Below are 16,892 nucleotides of genomic sequence, written 5' to 3' on the forward strand. Positions count from 1 at the left end.
TCGGCTGCGCCTATCTGAACAACCGATCGCGCACCTGCAGCATCAGCGCCTCATCCATCTCGCCCCAGTACTGCGGCTTGCCGGCGATAATGGCGGCGATGGGGATGCCGTCGCGGTAAACCAGCTTATTGCCCACAATCGCCGGGACTTTCGTGCCGGGCAGCAGCGTCCCGGCGAGATTGAGCGGGTCGACCCCGCTGACGGCAATCAAGCTGCCGTCCAGCGGACGTTTGCGGACTTCGCGCAGCAACGGGATGGCTTCGGGTAACGCGAACTGTTCACCCGCCAGGCCTGCCACGAAGCGCCCGCCGCGGATCTCTCCGCGCGCCTCAAGCCGATGGAAGGTGCGCAGCAACTCGCGCCAGGTTGGCAGCCAATCCGCCTCGCGCTCCAGCAGGCGCCAGAACACCACGCCGTATCGACGCAGCAGGGTCATGGCGACATGCTCCAGCGTGTCGCTGTCGATCCTTTGCGACGCGCCTTCTTCCTTCGCCGGCGCGCGACGCAACAATGCCCAGCGTCCGGCGTCGTCCATGCCGCCAATGAACGCACCGCGATTGCGTCGGCTGGTGTGGCTGGTGCGCTTGCTCGCCGGCGTAATCAGCGCCCGCAGCCCGGCGAAACTGTCGGCATTGACCAGCCCGGCGCCCACCAGCTCCTGCAGCGCCGTTTCCAGCTCGGCCCGCAGCAAGTGCGCCTCGCCGGTCAACTCGTCGAAAAACATTGCACCCTGGCTCGACAACACCTCATGAACCTTCTGCGCGCGCAGGGATAATTCGGTCGGCGCCGGCTGCTCGGTCAGCCCGGTCCACAGGCGAACCTGAGGTCGGGGCAGCAGCACAATCGGCGTACTGCGCAACGCAGCGCTGCCAACCTTGTTGCGGCTGGTCAGGCGCATCCACACCACCTTGCCGGACCGACACAGGTCATCCAGCCAGATCGATGAATAGTCTTTCAAGCGCGCCGGAAGCAGATCACTGTCCCACGCGCCTGCGGCTGACGAAAAACCCTCCAGTTGCGCGACGACTTCCGGCAGCGCGGCTTTGCCCTGGCTTTGGGTCGTGGCAGACAGATGCTGCCAGTCGAACAGGAATCGAGTGAAGTCTTGCAGCGACACAGGCTCGATTTCCCGGCGCAGGCGCTTGACCGTGTAACGGTGGATGCGCGACAGCAGATGCCGCTCGCACCATTGTTCCTCGCGGGCGTCAGGGTTGAACTGGCCGCGCAACACGTAACCTTCGTTCTCCAGCTGCGCCAGCGCCTGAGCGACCTCGTTCTGTGTCAGCGCCAACGGCTCGGCAATGGCCGGGACGGTGAGCGGGCCGAAACCGCTCAGCCGCGCACGCACGATTTCAACCCGCGCTTCGTCCTCGTTCCACGCTTCGTCGAACCCGGCCAGTGCCGCCAACGGCGGGTGCATTTCCGCAGCGGGGTAGAGCGCCTGCAAACAGGTCAGCCGCTCCAGCGGAATCCACAACGCCTGTTCCGGGGTGACCTGCAAGCGCGTGCCACGACCCGAGCGGGCCAGGCTTTCCAGCCATTTCATCCAGTCGCCGTGCTCGCGGGCCTCCACGCCGGTGATGCAGCCCAGGCTCATGAGCGCCTCGTGCATCTCATCCACGTTTTGCGGCTGCGGCCAGGCTTCATCAGCGACCGCTTTGATCGCCTCGACATCCAGCGCGCCGAGATCGTCGGTGGATTCCGGGTCGCTCCAGCGCCGATTGAGCACCGCCTGGGTGCGACGTTCTTCCAGCGGCGCGTTGTCGAGAAACGCATACGGCTTGGCGTTGAGGATTTCCGCCGCCAGCGGCGAGGGCGCGGGCAGATCGCGACTGACCAGACGCACTTCGCCGTTCTCCATGCGCCGCAGCAGTTTCAGCCAGCTCTCGGCGTCCATGGCTTCGTGCAGGCAATCGTCCAGGGTCTGCTCGATCAGCGGATGCTCCGGCACTTCCCGCTCGCCCACCAGATTTTCCAGGCAGGCGATCTGGTCCGGAAACACCGTGGCAATCAAGTCGTCGCTCTTGATCCGTTGCAACTGAGGCGCCACTTTTCGCCCGCCGGTGTAACGCGGCAGGGCCAATGCGACACCGGCGTTCCAGCGCCAGCGCACGCCGAACAACGGCGCATCCAGCACTGCTTGAATCAGTAAATGTTCGGCAGTGGCGGCGTTGAGATAACGCCAGACTTCATCAAGCGCAAAACTATGCGTCGTGGACAGCGACAGCACGATGGCGTCCTCGCTGGCGGCGGCCTGTAATTCGAAATTGAAGGTGCGGCAGAAGCGCTTGCGCAGCGCCAATCCCCACGCGCGATTGACCCGGCTGCCGAACGGGGAATGAATCACCAGTTGCGTGCCGCCGGACTGATCGAAAAAGCGCTCGATGACCAGCGTGTCCTGTGACGGCAGCGCGCCCAGGGCCGAGTGCGCGCGGGCGAGGTATTCAATGATCTGTTCGGCGCTGGCCAGATCCAGCCCCAGGCTTTTCATCAGCCAGTCCGTGCAGGCCTGAAGATTGCCGGGGTGGGCGCTGAGCTGCTGGTCGATGTCGGCCTGCAGGCGTGCGACGGCAAAAGACAACTCGTCGCTGCGCCCCGGGGCCTCGCCCATCCAGAACGGAATGTTCGGCGGCATGCCGTGGGCGTCCTCGACCCGCACGCGCCCGGACTCGACCCGCAGAATCCGGTAAGAGGTATTGCCCAGCTGGAAGATGTCCCCTGCCACGCTTTCCACGGCGAAGTCTTCGTTGACGGTGCCGATGCTCAGCGCCTGAGGTTCGAGGACCACGCTGTAATCGGCATTGTCCGGAATCGTGCCGCCGCTGGTGACTGCCGTGAGTTTGCTGCCGCGCCGACCACGCAACGTGCGAGTCACCGCGTCGCGATGCAGGTACGCCGCGCGCACGCCCTGACGCCCGCTGTAACCCTCGGCGAGCATGCTCAGCAGCGCCTGATAATGAGTTTCGTCGACTTCGGCGTAGGGCGAAGCCTTGCGGAACAGCGCGAGCAGGTCCTGCTCCTGCCACTCCTGACAACTGACCTCGGCGATGATCTGCTGCGCCAGCACATCCAGCGGCGCCTTGGGAATGACCAGCGTGTCGAGCTCGCCGCGCCGCACGCAATCCAGCAGCGCCGCGCACTCGATCAGATCATCCCGAGACACAGCAAACAGCCGTCCCTTGGGCGTGCCGCCTACGTGGTGACCGGAACGGCCGACGCGCTGCAAAAAGGACGCGATGGAGCGGGGCGAGCTGATCTGGCAGACCAGATCGACGTCGCCGATATCAATCCCCAACTCCAGCGAAGCGGTGGCGATCAGGACTTGGAGCTCACCGCGTTTCAGGCGCTGCTCGGCGTCGAGCCGCTGTTCCTTGGCCATGCTCCCGTGATGCGCGGCGACCGCCTCTTTGCCCAGCCGCTCGCTCAGATGCCGCGCCATGCGCTCGGCCAGCCGCCGGGTGTTGACGAAAATCAGTGTGGTGCGATGCTCTCGCGCCAGCACGGCGAGCCGGTCGTAGACCAGTTGCCAGACGTCACTGGACATCACGGCGCTCAGGGCCACCGGCGGCACTTCGATGGCCAGATCCCGAGGTCGCGCATGGCCGATGTCGACGATGGCGCACGGTCGGCTGACCGGATCGCTGCCGACCAGAAAACGCGAGACTCGCTCGATGGGTTTCTGCGTCGCCGACAGCCCGATGCGCAGCAGCGGTTTTGCGCACAGCGCCTGTAAACGCTCCAGCGTCAGGGCGAGATGACTGCCACGCTTGCCGGCGGCAATGGCGTGAATTTCGTCGACGATGACCGTCTGCGTGCTCGACAACATGCGCCGCCCGGAATCCGAGCCCAGCAGCACGTACAGCGATTCCGGCGTCGTCACCAAAATGTTCGGCGCAGTTTTACGCATCGCCGTGCGTTCTTTCTGCGGCGTGTCGCCGGTGCGCACAGCGGTGGTGATTCGCAGCCCGGGCAGACCTTGCTGAATCAATTGATCGGTGATGCCCGCCAGCGGGTTTTGCAGATTGATCTGGATGTCGTTGGATAGCGCTTTCAGGGGCGAAACGTAAACGACAAACGTCTCGTTGGGCAGCTCGCCGCCTCTCTCCAGCCCTTGATGCACCAGATCATCGATGACCGCCAGAAAGGCGGTCAGGGTTTTACCGGAGCCGGTGGGCGCGGCGATCAACGTGGACTCGCGGCGTTTGATCAGCGGCCACGCCTGGGCCTGGGCCGCAGTAATGGCCGGGAACGTGGAGCGAAACCACGCGCTGACCGCCGGATGAAAGGCGTCGAGCACCGGGTCGGGTGTCTGGAGAAGGTTCATCGCTAATTAATGCGGGCGCAGGCAGGCAGATGCAAGAGGTAGATACCGGGCCGAGTGATCGGCGGCGCTTCAGCAGCTTCACGCAGTCCGGCGCGCCCGAGGCTGTTGGGACTTGCCCGTCGACGTGTTATGTTTGCGGACGTTTTTCACCTATTTTTAATCGACCTGAAGACTGAGCCTGCTGACTCTATGCGAATGCGCCTTATGCTACTGGGCGGCGGGAATGCCCTCGGGCAGGCGTTGATTCGTCTGGGTGCCGAGGAGAACATTGGATTCCTCGCGCCGCGTCCACCGCAAGACGGATGGGATGCGGCAAGCCTGACGCAACTGCTCGATGACACCCGCCCGGATGCCTTGATCAATCTCGCTTATTACTTCGACTGGTTTCAGGCGGAGCGGGTAAGCGCTGACAGGCTGGATAATCAGGAACGCTCCGTCGAGCGTCTCGCCGAACTGTGCCAGCACCACAACATCGTCCTCGTTCAGCCGTCCAGCTACCGCGTGTTCGACGGTTCGCGGGCGACGGCTTACAGCGAGAAAGACGAGCCCGTTCCGCTGGGTTCCCGTGGCCAGGCTTTATGGCGCATCGAGCAAAGCGTGCGCGCCACCTGCCCGCAGCATGTGCTGCTGCGTTTCGGCTGGTTGCTCGACGACAGCGCCGAAGGCGTACTCGGGCGCTTTCTCAGCCGCGCCGAATCACCCGGTGAATTGCTGCTGGCGGACGACCGTCGGGGCAATCCGACCCCGGTCGACGATGCCGCGAGAGTGATCATTTCGGTGCTCAAGCAGCTCGATTGCGCCGCGCCGCTGTGGGGCACTTACCACTACGCCGGCCACGAAGCGACCACGCCACTGGCGTTTGGTCAGGCCGTGTTGACCGAAGCCCGTCTGCTGCGCCCGCTGGCGATCGAAACGCCGACTGCGCAAGCCCACGCCGCGCGTCCGGATGCCGCCGAAGAGCCGCAGAACGCCGTGCTCGCCTGCAAGAAAATCCTCCACACTTTCGGTATCAAGCCACGCGCCTGGCGTGCTGGCTTGCCCAACCTACTGGACCGCTATTACCGCCATGTCTGATGCTCCTGTCCTCATCACCGGCGGCGCCGGTTTCATCGGTTCGCACCTGACCGACGCGCTGCTCGCCAAAGGCTACGCCGTGCGCATCCTCGACGACCTGTCCACTGGCAAGCGCAGTAATCTGCCGCTGGACAATCCGCGCGTGGAGTTGATCGAAGGTGATGTCGCCGATGCCGCGCTGGTGGCCCGGGCGGCGGTGGGTTGTCAGGCCGTTGCGCATCTGGCTGCCGTCGCGTCGGTGCAGGCCTCGGTGGATGATCCGGTGAAAACGCACCAGAGCAATTTCATCGGCACGCTGAATGTCTGCGAAGCAATGCGCCAGGCCGGCATCAAACGCGTGGTGTTTGCTTCAAGCGCTGCGGTGTACGGCAACAACGGCGAAGGTGAGGCCATCACCGAAGACACCCCCAAAGCACCGCTGACCCCCTACGCGTCAGACAAACTGGCCGGTGAGCATTACTTCGATTTCTATCGCCGTCAGCACGGCTTCGAGCCTGTCGTATTCCGCTTCTTCAACATCTTCGGCCCGCGCCAGGATCCTTCATCGCCGTACTCCGGCGTGATCAGCATCTTCGCGGAGCGTGCGGTAAACGGCCTGCCGATTGCCGTCTTCGGTGACGGCGAGCAGACCCGCGACTTCTTCTACGTCGAGGACCTGGTTGACCTGGTCGTGCAGGGGATCGAGATGCCGACGGTGGCAGAGGGCGCGGTCAATGTCGGCCTGAACGCCACTACCTCGCTGAATGAATTGCTGGGAGCCCTTGCCGAGGTGGTCGGCGATCTGCCGCCGGTGAGTTACCTGCCGGCGCGATCAGGGGACATCAAGCATTCCCGGGCGAGCAATCAGCGTTTGCTTGAGCGCTTTGAAGTGCCTGAGCCGACGCCGCTGAAGGTCGGGCTGGCGCGACTGCTGGGGCGCTGAATCCCGCGCAGCAAAAAGGCACCGAGGAGGTGCCTTTTTTGTGCTTGCTCGTTCGGGCGCAAGCGCTTCGAACTTCAAGCGCTTAGAACTTGTAGCCCACGCCGACCATATACACCCACGGATCGACGTCCACGTTCACTTTGGTCCGGCCGACACCCAGTGCAGACGGGCCGTCCAGCGTGGCTTGGGTGTCGATGTCCACGTACCAGACGGCAGCGTTGACCATAATCTTGTCCGTCAGCATGTAGTCCGCGCCGATCTGTCCGGCCCAGCCCCAGGAGTTCTTGATGTGCAGGTTGTTCATGCCCTGGCCCTTGCGTTCGCTGCTCAGGTTTTCGTCGTAGAACCAGGTGTAGTTCACGCCGACACCGGCATAGGGCTGGAATTTCGACGTCGCGTCCATCGGGTAGTACTGCAGCGACAGGGTAGGCGGCAGCTGTTTCACGTCCGCCAGCTTGCCATCCAGACCCGGCCCCAGGCCTTTGACGGCGACTGTGTGCTGGAAGGGCGTTGCCGCCAGCAGTTCAAGGCCCACGTGATCGGTGAGCATGTAGGCGAAGGTCAGGCCCAGTTGAGTGTCGCTGTCCAGCGTCGCTTTGGTGCCCGGGACTTTGGTGCCGTCCAGCTTCAGGTTTCCGCTTTCTTCGTTGGGCGCCGTGGTGGCGGCACCGGCGCGAATAATAAAATCACCGGCCTGGTGGGCGTGAGCAGCGAGGGGGACACCGAGTGCAAGCGCGAGCAGGGGCACGCTGAGCAGGGACTTGTGCATGGGGGCTCCGTAAGGGCGTAAAAAGTTATGCCCTATCTTACGAAGCGTCTAGTTCGCGGTTTTTGACCTGGCTCAATGAAAACGTTAATTAAGGCGGCTCATGATAGTAGGGTCGACGCCCGAGTCGGCGTAAACACAGCCTTTGTGGGAGTGAGCTTGCTCACGAAGACGGCGGTCCAGGCGCTAGAAGTGCAGCGGTTGTCTTGCCCCCTTCGCGAGCAAGCTCGCTCCCACGAGGACTGCGCGTGTCCGCAATGCGCCTTCTGCTAACGACCCTTACTGCTCATCCGGCATTTCGTACACCAGAATCTTGTCTGCTTCCATCTGGTAACCGGCATCGGCCAACTCGCTGGTCGACGGTTTAACCTGCATCGGGCCTTCGATCCAGTAGGGTTGGTACAGCTCATCCACCTTGACGCCCAATTCGCTGGTCACGTGGACGATTTGATTCGGCGGCGGCGGTGGCACGTGGATGCAGGCGCCGAAGTAGGGCACCAGCAGAAACTCGGTCACCCGGCCTTCCTCGCTGACTTCCAACGGCACGATGTAACCCGGCAGCCGCACTTGCTGGCCGTCCAGCGACTTGACCACCGGCGCGTGGGGCGCCAATTGATGAGCGGCGGGCGCGGACTCGACTGACAGCGTATCCGCCATGCTCGACAGATTGTGCATCGGCGTGGTGATCAGCTTCACCGGCGGCGCGTCGGGCGGGATCATCTCCTGCCACGTCAGCACGCGTAGGTCCTGCGCCCACAACGGCGTCGCGACGAGCATCATCAACAGCATCCAACCCATCCGCATCACAACGACCTCATAAACGAATCGACAACCCGTCTGCCAGCGACTGACGATAGGCTCGCCATGCGGGCACGGTGCCCATCAATACGGCAGCGCCGAGAATACCTGCCAGTAGGGTCCATTCGTACGTGCTTGGCAGGGAGAGCGGCAGGTACAAACCGTAATTGGCCTGCACGTAACCCTGCGCGGAGGCGATGCCGATGTAAAGCAGCGCCAGCCCGCAAACCGAACCTCCTAGCGCCAGGGCGAAGGCTTCCAGCACCAGCAGACTGGCGATGTGCCAAGGCCGTGCGCCCACCGAGCGCAGGATCGCCATCTCCCGACGCCGCTCGTTGAGGCTGGTGAGAATAGCCGTCAACATGCCGATCAGCCCGGTCAGTACGACAAACAGCGAAATCACGAACAGCGCTTTTTCAGCCGTGCCCATGAGGCTCCACAGCTCCTGCAGCGCCACCCCGGGGAGGATCGCCAGCATCGGCTCGCCCCGGAACTCGTTGATGTCGCGCTGCACGGCGAAGGTCGCGATCTTGCTGTTCAGCCCCAGCATGAAGGCGGTGATGGCGGTGGGCGTGAGGTCCATGTTGCGTGCCTGGTCGGCGCTGATACGCCCGGCGCCTTGGGCGGGCACGCCGTTGTGCCAGTCGATGTGAATCGCTTCCATACCGCCGAGGCTAATGTGCAACGTGCGGTCCACCGGCGTGCCGGTGCGTTTGAGAATGCCAACGACGGTGAACGGCTTGTCGTCATGCTTGACCAGACTCACCGTCGCCACGCCATGGGCCAGCACCAGCTTGTCACCGAGCTTGTAATGCAGCGCGTCGGCCACTTCCGCGCCGAGCACCACTTCGAACGGGTCGGTGGCGAACGGTCGGCCGTCGGCCAGCTCCAGGTGTTGCTGACGACCGTACTGGTAATGCTCGAAATACGATTCGTTGGTGCCCATCACGCGATAGCCGCGGTGGCTGTCGCCGAGGGAAATCGGGATCGCCCACTTCACCTGTTTGCTGTTGGCGAAGTGTTCGAAGCTGTCCCAGCGAATGTTGTTGGTGGCGTTGCCGATCCGGAACACCGAGTAGAGCAGCAGGTTGACCGACCCCGAGCGCGCGCCGACGATCAGGTCCGTCCCGCTGATGGTGCTGGCGAAACTCGCGCGCGCTTCGGTGCGCACCCGTTCGACCGCCAGCAGCAGGCACACGGAGAGTGCGATGGCGAACGCGGTGAGGAAGGCAGTGAAGCGGCGGTTGGCGAGGCTGGCCAGCGCCAGACGAAGAAGATACATCTCAAACCTCTGCAGCGACGGCGGCGCGATTGAGTTCGGCCAGCGACAGGTTGCGATCGAACAGCGGCGCCAGGCTCTGATCGTGGCTGACGAACAACAGGCTGGCGCCGGCCTCCCGGCATTCAGCGAATAGCAACTGGATGAAGGCTTCCCGGGCGTCGGCATCCAGCGCCGACGTCGGTTCGTCAGCGATCACCAGTTCCGGCTGGCCGATCAGGGCGCGAGCGGCAGCAACCCGTTGCTGCTGACCGATGGACAGCGAATCAGCGCGGCGGCTGAGCATTTCGGGGTCTTTCAAGCCCAGGTGAGCGAGCAGGCTTTCAGCCGCTTTGTTGACGCTGCCGTGGCGTTGCGTTGCCCGCTGCGTGCGTAGTGTGGAAAAGCGGCACGGCAGCTCGACGTTCTCGCGCACCGACAAAAACGGCAGCAGGTTGAACTGCTGAAAGATGTAGCCCGTGTGATCGACACGAAAGCGGTCCCGCGCCCCGGCCGAGAGCTGCGTCAGCTCCTGACCGAGCAGGCGAACGCTGCCCCGACTCGGGCGCTGCACACCGCCCAGCAGGCCCAGCAGCGTGGTTTTACCGCTGCCGCTGGGGCCTTTGAGAAACAGGGTTTCGCCGGCATCGAGGCGAAACGCCGGAATGTCCAGCAGCTGCGGGTGCCCCGGCCAGCTGAAGCCGAGTTCGGACAGTTCAATGAGCGCTTGAGTCATGACCACACGTGCGTCTGAAAAGTGATCGACCGGGAAGCCCGGCCGTTGTAGAAACGGGGCTGGTTAAAACTTGACCACCGGATTGCTCGGACGCACTTCAGCGCCCATTTGGCGTTTCGGTGTCACCAGTTGCACCTGAATGGTCTGGGTGGCCGGGAAGCTTTTGAACAGTTGGGTCAGATCAAGCTTGTTGAGCACATTCGGCGCGCTGCAGGTGAATTGATAGTGGCCGTGAATTTCGCTGTGCTCGTGTTCAGCGGCGTCGCCATCGGCGTGGTCGTGATCGTCGTCATCCTTGTCGCCGAACAGCGTGCTTTCCACACGCTGTTTGGTGGCGGTGCACCCGGCCCCTTCCGGGAGACTGAACAGCGCGTGGGGCTTGAGCAGCGTTTCCTTCGCCAGGGCCAGGGTCATCTTGTCAGCGGCAGTGGTTGCCGGGTGCTCGAAGCCGACGATGTTCATGGCCGGGGTGTCGAGTTCCAGTTCCAGCGTGCGACCGTCCAGCGCCATATCCAGCCGCGCGACACCGTGCACATGCGCGCCGAGACTGCCGTGCTCATGATCGTGGTCATGTTCATCGGCCGCTTGAGCAGCGGCGAGGGGCATCAAGGCGAAGGGCAGGGCGAGCAGCAAACGACGCATGGGGGAAGCTCCGAGGGCAAGTCTGAAAGTTGTTATGTGATCTTATAACAATGTGTTGCGCCGTTTCTTAACTTTTTCAATCAGCTTTGTAGGAGCGTGGCCTGTCAGGGATCGCGTGCAGGTCGCCAATTCCTGTGGGACCATGCCGGTCCGCCTTATCAAAGGACACACCCCATGCTGCGAATCCGTGGAACTGTCGGCGATCTCCCGGTGGATCTGACTGTGGAAATGGACGACGCCGACTGGGCTCGGCTGGGCATTCAGCTGGGCGCGCAGGTGCAGGAAACGTCTGCGCCCGCTGATACCCCCGTCAAGCCGGCGGCCAGTCGCAACGATGCTGTCTGGGATATCGCTCAAGCACTGCTGCGCAAGGCAGGTCACCTGACCGGGCCGGATCTGCTCGGTCAGCTGGAAGGTCTGTCGGGCAGCACCGCTGCGGGCAAACGCCTGATGGTGCGGATGCGCCACAGCGCTAATGTGAAAGTGGAAAGCCAGGGCGACACGCCGGTGTATCACTGGGTTGAGTGATACACACGGGCGTTTTGGACCCGTGTGGGACCGCGTACATTCCTTGGGACGGGCTCGGTCTATCAAAGGACCGGCTTCAGCCGGGAAGGCTAGTAAAGCGCTGCAAACAACCGACGGCGATACGTCGTCACCAGCGGATGATCATTCCCCAGCAGGTCAAACACCTGCAACAGCGTCTTGTGCGGCTGGCCTTCGTTGTAGCCGCGGTTGCGGATGAACAACTTGAGCAGTCCTTCCAGCGCGGCTTCGTATTGCTGGCGGGACAATTGCTGGATCGCCAACTGGTGCGCAGCTTCATCGTCCTGCGGGTTCTGCGCCAGGCGCGACTTCAAGTCAGCGACGTCAGGCAAGGCGGCGGCTTCAGCCAAAAACGTCAATTGCGCCTTTGCCCCGGCCAGCGCGGCCTTGTGCTCATCCCCTTCAACCGCATCCAGCACCGTGCGCGCTTCTGTCAGCTCGCCGCGTTCAGCCAGGCAGCGCGCATACAGAATCAGCGCGGCGGCGTTGGTGTTGTCCTCGGCGAGGATGGTCTGCAGGACCGCTTCGGCTTCGGCAAAATGGCTCTCGGCGAACATCGCCTGCGCGGTTTTCAGCGGGTCGGCGGCGGCTGGCGGCGGCATCTGCACATGGGGTTCAAGCAGCGCGCGGATTTGCGATTCAGGCTGAGCGCCGGAGAACCCATCGACCGGCTGGCCGTCCTTGAACAGCACCACGGTGGGCAGGCTGCGAATGCCGAAGCGCGCCACGATGTCCTGTTCAGCGTCGCAGTCGACCTTCGCCAGCAGCAATTCGCCCTGATAACTCTCGGCAATCTGCTGCAGCAGCGGCATCAGCACCTTGCACGGCGCACACCACTCGGCCCAGAAATCCACCAGCACGGGTTTGTGAAAGGAATTCTCGATGACCATCTGATCGAAAGTGGCGGTGGTCGCATCGAAGATATACGGCTTGTCCTGGCTCATCGCGGGTCTCGAAAAAAGGCTTGATGGCGCGAACTATAAAGGGCTGGGGGGATTGTCGGAAGCGGGGTTGATGCCTGTCGCTAAATTGCAGGCGCGAAGCAAGTCATGACCGGGTCGCATGATAAAGAATCACCCTGCGAAACTCCCACGGCTCGGCCAGATCCGGCAGCGTCAGCGCCTCCAGAATTCCCAGCCGCTCATACAAGGGGTGCTGAAAGTCCCGCACTCGGGAATCAGCCACCAACACTTGTTTTCCACGACTGAGAAACTGATCCAGCAGCGGCAGGTTGGCGCGGTCGTACAGCACGTCCGCCACCAGGATGAGGTCGAAACGATCTTCCTCGGCAAAGAAGTCGCCCGAATATTCAAGTGTCACGCCATTCAACTCGGCGTTGGCCCGGCAGGCCTCGATCGCCAGCGGATCGAGATCGCAGGCAACTACTTCAAAAGCGCCGGCTTTCATCGCCGCGATGCCTGCGACACCCGAGCCTGCACCAAAATCCAGCACCCGCTTGCCCGCGACCCAGTGCGGCTGCTCGGCGAGAAAGCGCGCCAGCGCCAGGCCACTGGCCCAGCAGAAACTCCAGTAAGGCGGGTCTTCAAGAATGCGCCGGGTTTCCTCGGGGCTGAACGCGCGATCCATGTTGTTCGCGTCGATCAGCCACAACTTCAGGTCCGTCCCCGGCAGCGCTTCGGCGACCAGTTGAGCATCGCCCAGCAGCTCGCTCAATGCGGCTTGGAGGTGGAGCGGGGCGGTCACGGCGCGGTAGCGAATTGCAGCTGACCCAGCGCCTGAGTGGTGGGTTGGGTGATCAGCACGGACGGCAGATGCAGAATCAACTGACCCGACTTGCTGGCGCGACCGCGCAATTCGACACGCGCTCCGACCGGGAAAGCTTCCGGATTGAAGCGCAACTGGAACGGCAGCGACTGGTTGTTGCCCATCAGTTTGGTGCTGGTCAGCAGCTTCTGCGGGCGGTTGCGATCGTCGATCACCAGCAGCGCCAGCTCGACTTCTGCGCCGGCCGGCACACCCAGTAGCTGGCCGCTCAATTCGCGCTGAAACGGCTGCAACGGACCTGGCCCTTCCGGCAGCGTGATGGCGTTAGGGGCAGGCTTGGCGGGCGCGGCAGGTTTCGGCGCCTCGGCCGTGCTGCAGGCAGCGAGCAAGCCCACAAGGCTGATTACAGCAAGCGTACGTAGCGTCATGAACAGCTCCAGAAAAAGCAGAAGGCGGGCGAGATAGGCGCGGGATGGCGCAGTATCGCTGAGTGCAGCGGGTTTCACCGCACTAGATGCGCGTCTATATACCTTAAAGCCCCGGACTTGTCTTGCCAGCGAGATGCGCTACCATGGCCCTCCCTTTTTTTGTTGCCTGCCACCATGCACTGTCCCTTTTGCGGTGCCAACGACACCAAAGTCATTGACTCGCGCCTTGTTGCTGAAGGCGATCAGGTTCGCCGCCGCCGCGAATGTGTCGCCTGCGAAGAACGCTTCACGACATTCGAAACCGCTGAACTGGTTCTGCCCCGGCTGATCAAGCAGGACGGCAGTCGTCAGCCCTTCGACGAAGAGAAGCTGCGTGCCGGCATGCAGCGTGCGCTGGAAAAGCGCCCGGTCAGCGTCGAGCGGCTGGAAGCGGCCCTGGCCCATATCAAAAGCAAGCTGCGCGCGACGGGCGAGCGCGAAGTCAAATCGCTGATCGTCGGTGAGCTGGTGATGGGCGAACTGCAAAAACTCGACGAAGTGGCTTACATCCGCTTTGCTTCTGTTTATCGGCGGTTTCAGGACCTCAACGAATTCCGCGAAGAAATCGACCGGCTGGCCCGCGAGCCGGTTAAAGAGTGAGCATGACCTCCACAGAGCAAAGCGTGCTCGACGCAGCCTATATGGCGCGGGCGCTGGAACTGGCGCGCAAGGGCGTCTACTCGACGCACCCCAACCCGCGTGTCGGCTGCGTGATCGTGCGTGATGGCGCCATCGTCGGCGAAGGCTGGCACGTGCGCGCCGGTGAACCCCACGCCGAGGTGCATGCCCTGCGCCAGGCGGGCGACAAGGCCAAGGACGCGACCGCTTACGTCACCCTCGAGCCCTGCAGTCATCATGGCCGCACGCCGCCGTGCGCCGACGCGCTGGTCAACGCCGGTGTCGCGCGTGTGGTCGCCGCGATGCAAGACCCCAATCCCGACGTCGCCGGCCGTGGCCTGTTGCGCCTGATGAACGCTGGGATCGCGGTGCAGAGCAGCGTGCTCGAAAGCGAAGCGCGGGCGCTGAACAAAGGGTTTCTCAAGCGTATGGAACACGGCCTGCCGTACGTGCGGGTCAAGCTGGCGATGAGCCTCGACGGACGCACGGCCATGGCCAGCGGTGAAAGCCAGTGGATCACCGGCCCCGAAGCGCGTTCCGCTGTGCAGCGCCTGCGTGCGCAGTCGAGCGTGGTGCTGACCGGCGCCGATACCGTGTTGGCCGACAACGCGCGGCTCACCGTGCGGCCTGACGAATTGGGCCTGAACGCCGAACTCACCGCCCTGGCCGCGACCCGACCGCCGTTGCGCGTGTTGGTCGACGGGCGTTTGCGGGTGCCCCTTGATGCGCCGTTCTTTAAAGCGGGCAATGCGCTGGTGGTGACCTGTGCGGCAGCCTCGGCCCGCGAGCGTTACCACGACGAAGGCCACGACATGCTGGCGCTGCCAAGTAGTGGCGGGCATGTCGACCTGCGCAAGTTGCTGGTTGAACTGGCGGCCCGGGGCGTCAATGACGTGCTGGTCGAAGCCGGTCCCAAACTGGCCGGCGCGTTTACCCGGTTGGGCCTGGTGGATGAATTCCAGATCTTCGTGGCGGGCAAATTCATGGGTTCGTCGGCGCGGCCGTTGCTGGACCTGCCGCTGGCGCAGATGAGCGAAGCGCTCGAACTCAAGATCGTTGAAATGCGCGCGGTCGGCAATGACTGGCGAGTCATTGCGATACCGGCGTCGCACCCCGGCGTATAATTCCGGCTTTCGCGTTCAGCGCTGGCCCTGTTTTCCAGGAGCACCCATGTTTACCGGCATCATCGAATCCATCGGCAGCATCCGCGCCATCACTCCGAAAGGCGGCGACGTCCGCGTTTACGTAGAGACCGGCAAGCTCGACCTTTCCGACGTCAAACTGGGCGACAGCATCGCGGTCAACGGCGTCTGCCTGACCGCCGTTGAACTGCCAGGCGACGGCTTCTGGGCTGACGTCAGCCGCGAAACCCTGAACGTCACTGCGTTCGTCGATCTGAAAACCGGCAGCCGGGTCAACCTGGAAAAAGCCCTGACCCCGACCACCCGCCTGGGCGGCCATCTGGTCAGCGGCCACGTCGACGGCGTCGGCGAAGTCTTGTCCCGCGAAGAAAACGCCCGAGCGATCCAGTTCCGCCTGCGCGCCCCCCGCGAGCTGGCCAAGTACATCTCTCACAAGGGCTCGATCACCGTCGACGGCACCAGCCTGACCGTGAATGCGGTCAACGGCGCCGAGTTCGAGCTGACCATCGTGCCGCACACGCTGGCCGAAACCATCATGGGCGACTACCGCCCGGGCCGTAAGATCAACCTGGAAGTCGACCTGCTGGCGCGTTACCTCGAGCGTTTACTGCTCGGTGACAAAGCGGCCGATCCGACGCCGGCCCAGGGCGGCACCATCACTGAAAGCTTTCTGGCCGCCAACGGCTACCTCAAATCCTGAATCGAAGGGGGTGCCGCGTGGCGCTCAACAGCATCGAAGAACTGGTTGAAGACATTCGCCAAGGCAAGATGGTCATCCTCATGGATGACGAAGACCGCGAGAACGAAGGCGATCTGATCATGGCCTCCGAGTGCGTCAAGGCCGAGCACATCAACTTCATGGCGCGTTACGCCCGCGGCCTGATCTGCATGCCGATGACCCGCGAGCGCTGCGAAACCCTGAAACTGCCGTTGATGGCGCCGCGCAATGGCTCGGGCTTCGGCACCAAGTTCACCGTTTCCATCGAAGCCGCCGAAGGCGTGACCACCGGGATTTCCGCCGCCGACCGCGCGCGTACCGTTCAGGCGGCTGCAGCCAAGGACGCGAAAGCCGAAGACATCGTCAGCCCGGGCCACATCTTCCCGTTGATGGCCCAGGCCGGTGGCACACTGTCCCGCGCAGGCCATACGGAAGCGGCGTGCGATCTGGCGCGCATGGCCGGTTTCGAACCGACCGGCGTGATCTGCGAAGTCATGAACGACGACGGCACCATGTCCCGCCGCACTGAGCTGGAAGCTTTCGCGGCCGAGCACAACATCAAGATCGGCACCATCGCCGACCTGATCCATTACCGGATGATCCACGAACGTACCGTTCAGCGGATTGCCGAGCAGCCCCTCGACAGCGAACTGGGCCATTTCAATCTGGTGACCTATCGCGATTCCGTCGAGGGCGACGTGCACCTGGCGCTGACGCTGGGCAAGATCTGCGCGGAAGAAGCCACGCTGGTTCGCGTGCACAACATGGACCCGCTGCGCGATCTGTTGATGGTCAAACAGCCCGGCCGCTGGAGCCTGCGCGCGGCCATGGCCACGGTGGCAGCGGCTGGCAGCGGCGTTGTGTTGCTGCTCGGTCACCCGCTCGATGGCGACACGGTTCTGGCCCATGTGCGTGAAACCGCCGGCGGCACACCGATCAAGACCCCAACCACTTACAGCACCGTCGGTGCCGGTTCGCAGATCCTTCGTGACCTCGGCGTGCGCAAAATGCGCCTGATGAGTTCGCCAATGAAGTTCAATGCGATATCCGGTTTCGATCTGGAAGTTGTAGAATACGTGCCCTCCGAATAAAGACCGGCAGGTGACAGGTCCCGACAGCGCTCAGCCGTTGGTGGTTTTGTCCCTGCAGTCGCCCG

16 protein-coding genes are annotated in these 16,892 nt (G+C 63.2%); 7 read left to right on the plus strand and 9 right to left on the minus strand.

Annotated elements, in window-relative coordinates; genetic code table 11:
* Positions 1-10 precede the first annotated feature (10 nt).
* Positions 11-4,324, minus strand: coding sequence for a DEAD/DEAH box helicase (locus AC0Z8Z_RS13915; protein ID WP_485619480.1), 4,314 nt, complete (start codon positions 4,322-4,324; stop codon positions 11-13).
* 189 nt (positions 4,325-4,513) lie between these two features.
* Between AC0Z8Z_RS13915 and AC0Z8Z_RS13920 the strand changes: the two genes are divergently transcribed.
* Positions 4,514-5,398, plus strand: coding sequence for a sugar nucleotide-binding protein (locus AC0Z8Z_RS13920; RefSeq protein WP_172609867.1), 885 nt, complete (start codon positions 4,514-4,516; stop codon positions 5,396-5,398).
* Positions 5,391-6,320, plus strand: coding sequence for an NAD-dependent epimerase/dehydratase family protein (locus AC0Z8Z_RS13925; protein ID WP_172609866.1), 930 nt, complete (start codon positions 5,391-5,393; stop codon positions 6,318-6,320). The genes AC0Z8Z_RS13920 and AC0Z8Z_RS13925 overlap by 8 nt, the downstream gene beginning before the upstream one ends.
* 82 nt (positions 6,321-6,402) lie before the next feature.
* Here the strand turns inward: AC0Z8Z_RS13925 and AC0Z8Z_RS13930 are convergent, their stop codons facing one another.
* The 5 genes from AC0Z8Z_RS13930 to AC0Z8Z_RS13950 form a co-directional block, all read right to left on the minus strand.
* Positions 6,403-7,089 (minus strand): OmpW/AlkL family protein, encoded by a 687-nt coding sequence (locus AC0Z8Z_RS13930; RefSeq protein WP_485619481.1) that lies wholly within the window; start codon positions 7,087-7,089, stop codon positions 6,403-6,405.
* 276 nt (positions 7,090-7,365) lie between these two features.
* A complete protein-coding gene (locus AC0Z8Z_RS13935; RefSeq protein ID WP_485619482.1) occupies positions 7,366-7,875 on the minus strand; it encodes a DUF3299 domain-containing protein in 510 nt (169 codons plus the stop codon).
* A gap of 25 nt (positions 7,876-7,900) precedes the next feature.
* A complete protein-coding gene (locus tag AC0Z8Z_RS13940) occupies positions 7,901-9,166 on the minus strand; it encodes an ABC transporter permease (protein WP_108121501.1) in 1,266 nt (421 codons plus the stop codon).
* Between the two features lies 1 nt (position 9,167).
* Complete coding sequence (locus AC0Z8Z_RS13945; protein WP_485619483.1) at positions 9,168-9,878, minus strand: ABC transporter ATP-binding protein; 711 nt, start codon at positions 9,876-9,878, stop codon at positions 9,168-9,170.
* Between the two features lie 63 nt (positions 9,879-9,941).
* A complete protein-coding gene (locus AC0Z8Z_RS13950; RefSeq protein WP_172609863.1) occupies positions 9,942-10,520 on the minus strand; it encodes a DUF2796 domain-containing protein in 579 nt (192 codons plus the stop codon).
* 174 nt (positions 10,521-10,694) lie between these two features.
* Here AC0Z8Z_RS13950 and AC0Z8Z_RS13955 point away from each other — a divergent pair, with 174 nt between their 5' ends.
* Positions 10,695-11,048, plus strand: a complete 354-nt coding sequence (locus tag AC0Z8Z_RS13955) for a hypothetical protein (RefSeq protein ID WP_485619484.1) — start codon at positions 10,695-10,697, stop codon at positions 11,046-11,048.
* Between the two features lie 89 nt (positions 11,049-11,137).
* Here the strand turns inward: AC0Z8Z_RS13955 and trxA are convergent, their stop codons facing one another.
* The 3 genes from trxA to AC0Z8Z_RS13970 form a co-directional block, all read right to left on the minus strand.
* Positions 11,138-12,010 carry a thioredoxin gene (gene trxA / locus AC0Z8Z_RS13960; protein ID WP_485619485.1) on the minus strand — a complete coding sequence of 291 codons (873 nt, stop codon included), beginning with the start codon at positions 12,008-12,010 and terminating at the stop codon, positions 11,138-11,140.
* A gap of 103 nt (positions 12,011-12,113) precedes the next feature.
* Complete coding sequence (locus tag AC0Z8Z_RS13965; protein ID WP_485619486.1) at positions 12,114-12,770, minus strand: class I SAM-dependent methyltransferase; 657 nt, start codon at positions 12,768-12,770, stop codon at positions 12,114-12,116.
* Positions 12,767-13,219 carry a hypothetical protein gene (locus AC0Z8Z_RS13970; RefSeq protein WP_485619487.1) on the minus strand — a complete coding sequence of 151 codons (453 nt, stop codon included), beginning with the start codon at positions 13,217-13,219 and terminating at the stop codon, positions 12,767-12,769. The genes AC0Z8Z_RS13965 and AC0Z8Z_RS13970 overlap by 4 nt, the downstream gene beginning before the upstream one ends.
* A 174-nt stretch (positions 13,220-13,393) precedes the next feature.
* On the opposite strand from AC0Z8Z_RS13970, the gene nrdR reads away from it, so the two are divergent.
* Genes nrdR through ribBA form a run of 4 tightly spaced genes read left to right on the plus strand, consistent with a single transcriptional unit; the run spans position 13,394 to position 16,827 of the window.
* Positions 13,394-13,858 (plus strand): transcriptional regulator NrdR, encoded by a 465-nt coding sequence (gene nrdR / locus AC0Z8Z_RS13975; protein WP_065988433.1) that lies wholly within the window; start codon positions 13,394-13,396, stop codon positions 13,856-13,858.
* Positions 13,859-13,860: 2 nt separating this feature from the next.
* A complete protein-coding gene (gene ribD / locus AC0Z8Z_RS13980) occupies positions 13,861-15,000 on the plus strand; it encodes a bifunctional diaminohydroxyphosphoribosylaminopyrimidine deaminase/5-amino-6-(5-phosphoribosylamino)uracil reductase RibD (RefSeq protein WP_485619488.1) in 1,140 nt (379 codons plus the stop codon).
* Between the two features lie 46 nt (positions 15,001-15,046).
* The gene (locus AC0Z8Z_RS13985; protein ID WP_485619489.1) at positions 15,047-15,718 is read left to right on the plus strand and encodes a riboflavin synthase; all 672 of its coding nucleotides are present in this window, start codon (positions 15,047-15,049) and stop codon (positions 15,716-15,718) included.
* A 17-nt stretch (positions 15,719-15,735) separates the two neighbouring features.
* Positions 15,736-16,827: a bifunctional 3,4-dihydroxy-2-butanone-4-phosphate synthase/GTP cyclohydrolase II gene (ribBA, locus tag AC0Z8Z_RS13990; protein WP_485619490.1), complete on the plus strand. Its 1,092-nt coding sequence runs from the start codon at positions 15,736-15,738 to the stop codon at positions 16,825-16,827.
* Positions 16,828-16,892: the final 65 nt, after the last annotated feature.

The organism is Pseudomonas sp. 1L-C-7-B-C1 (genome assembly GCF_057291635.1).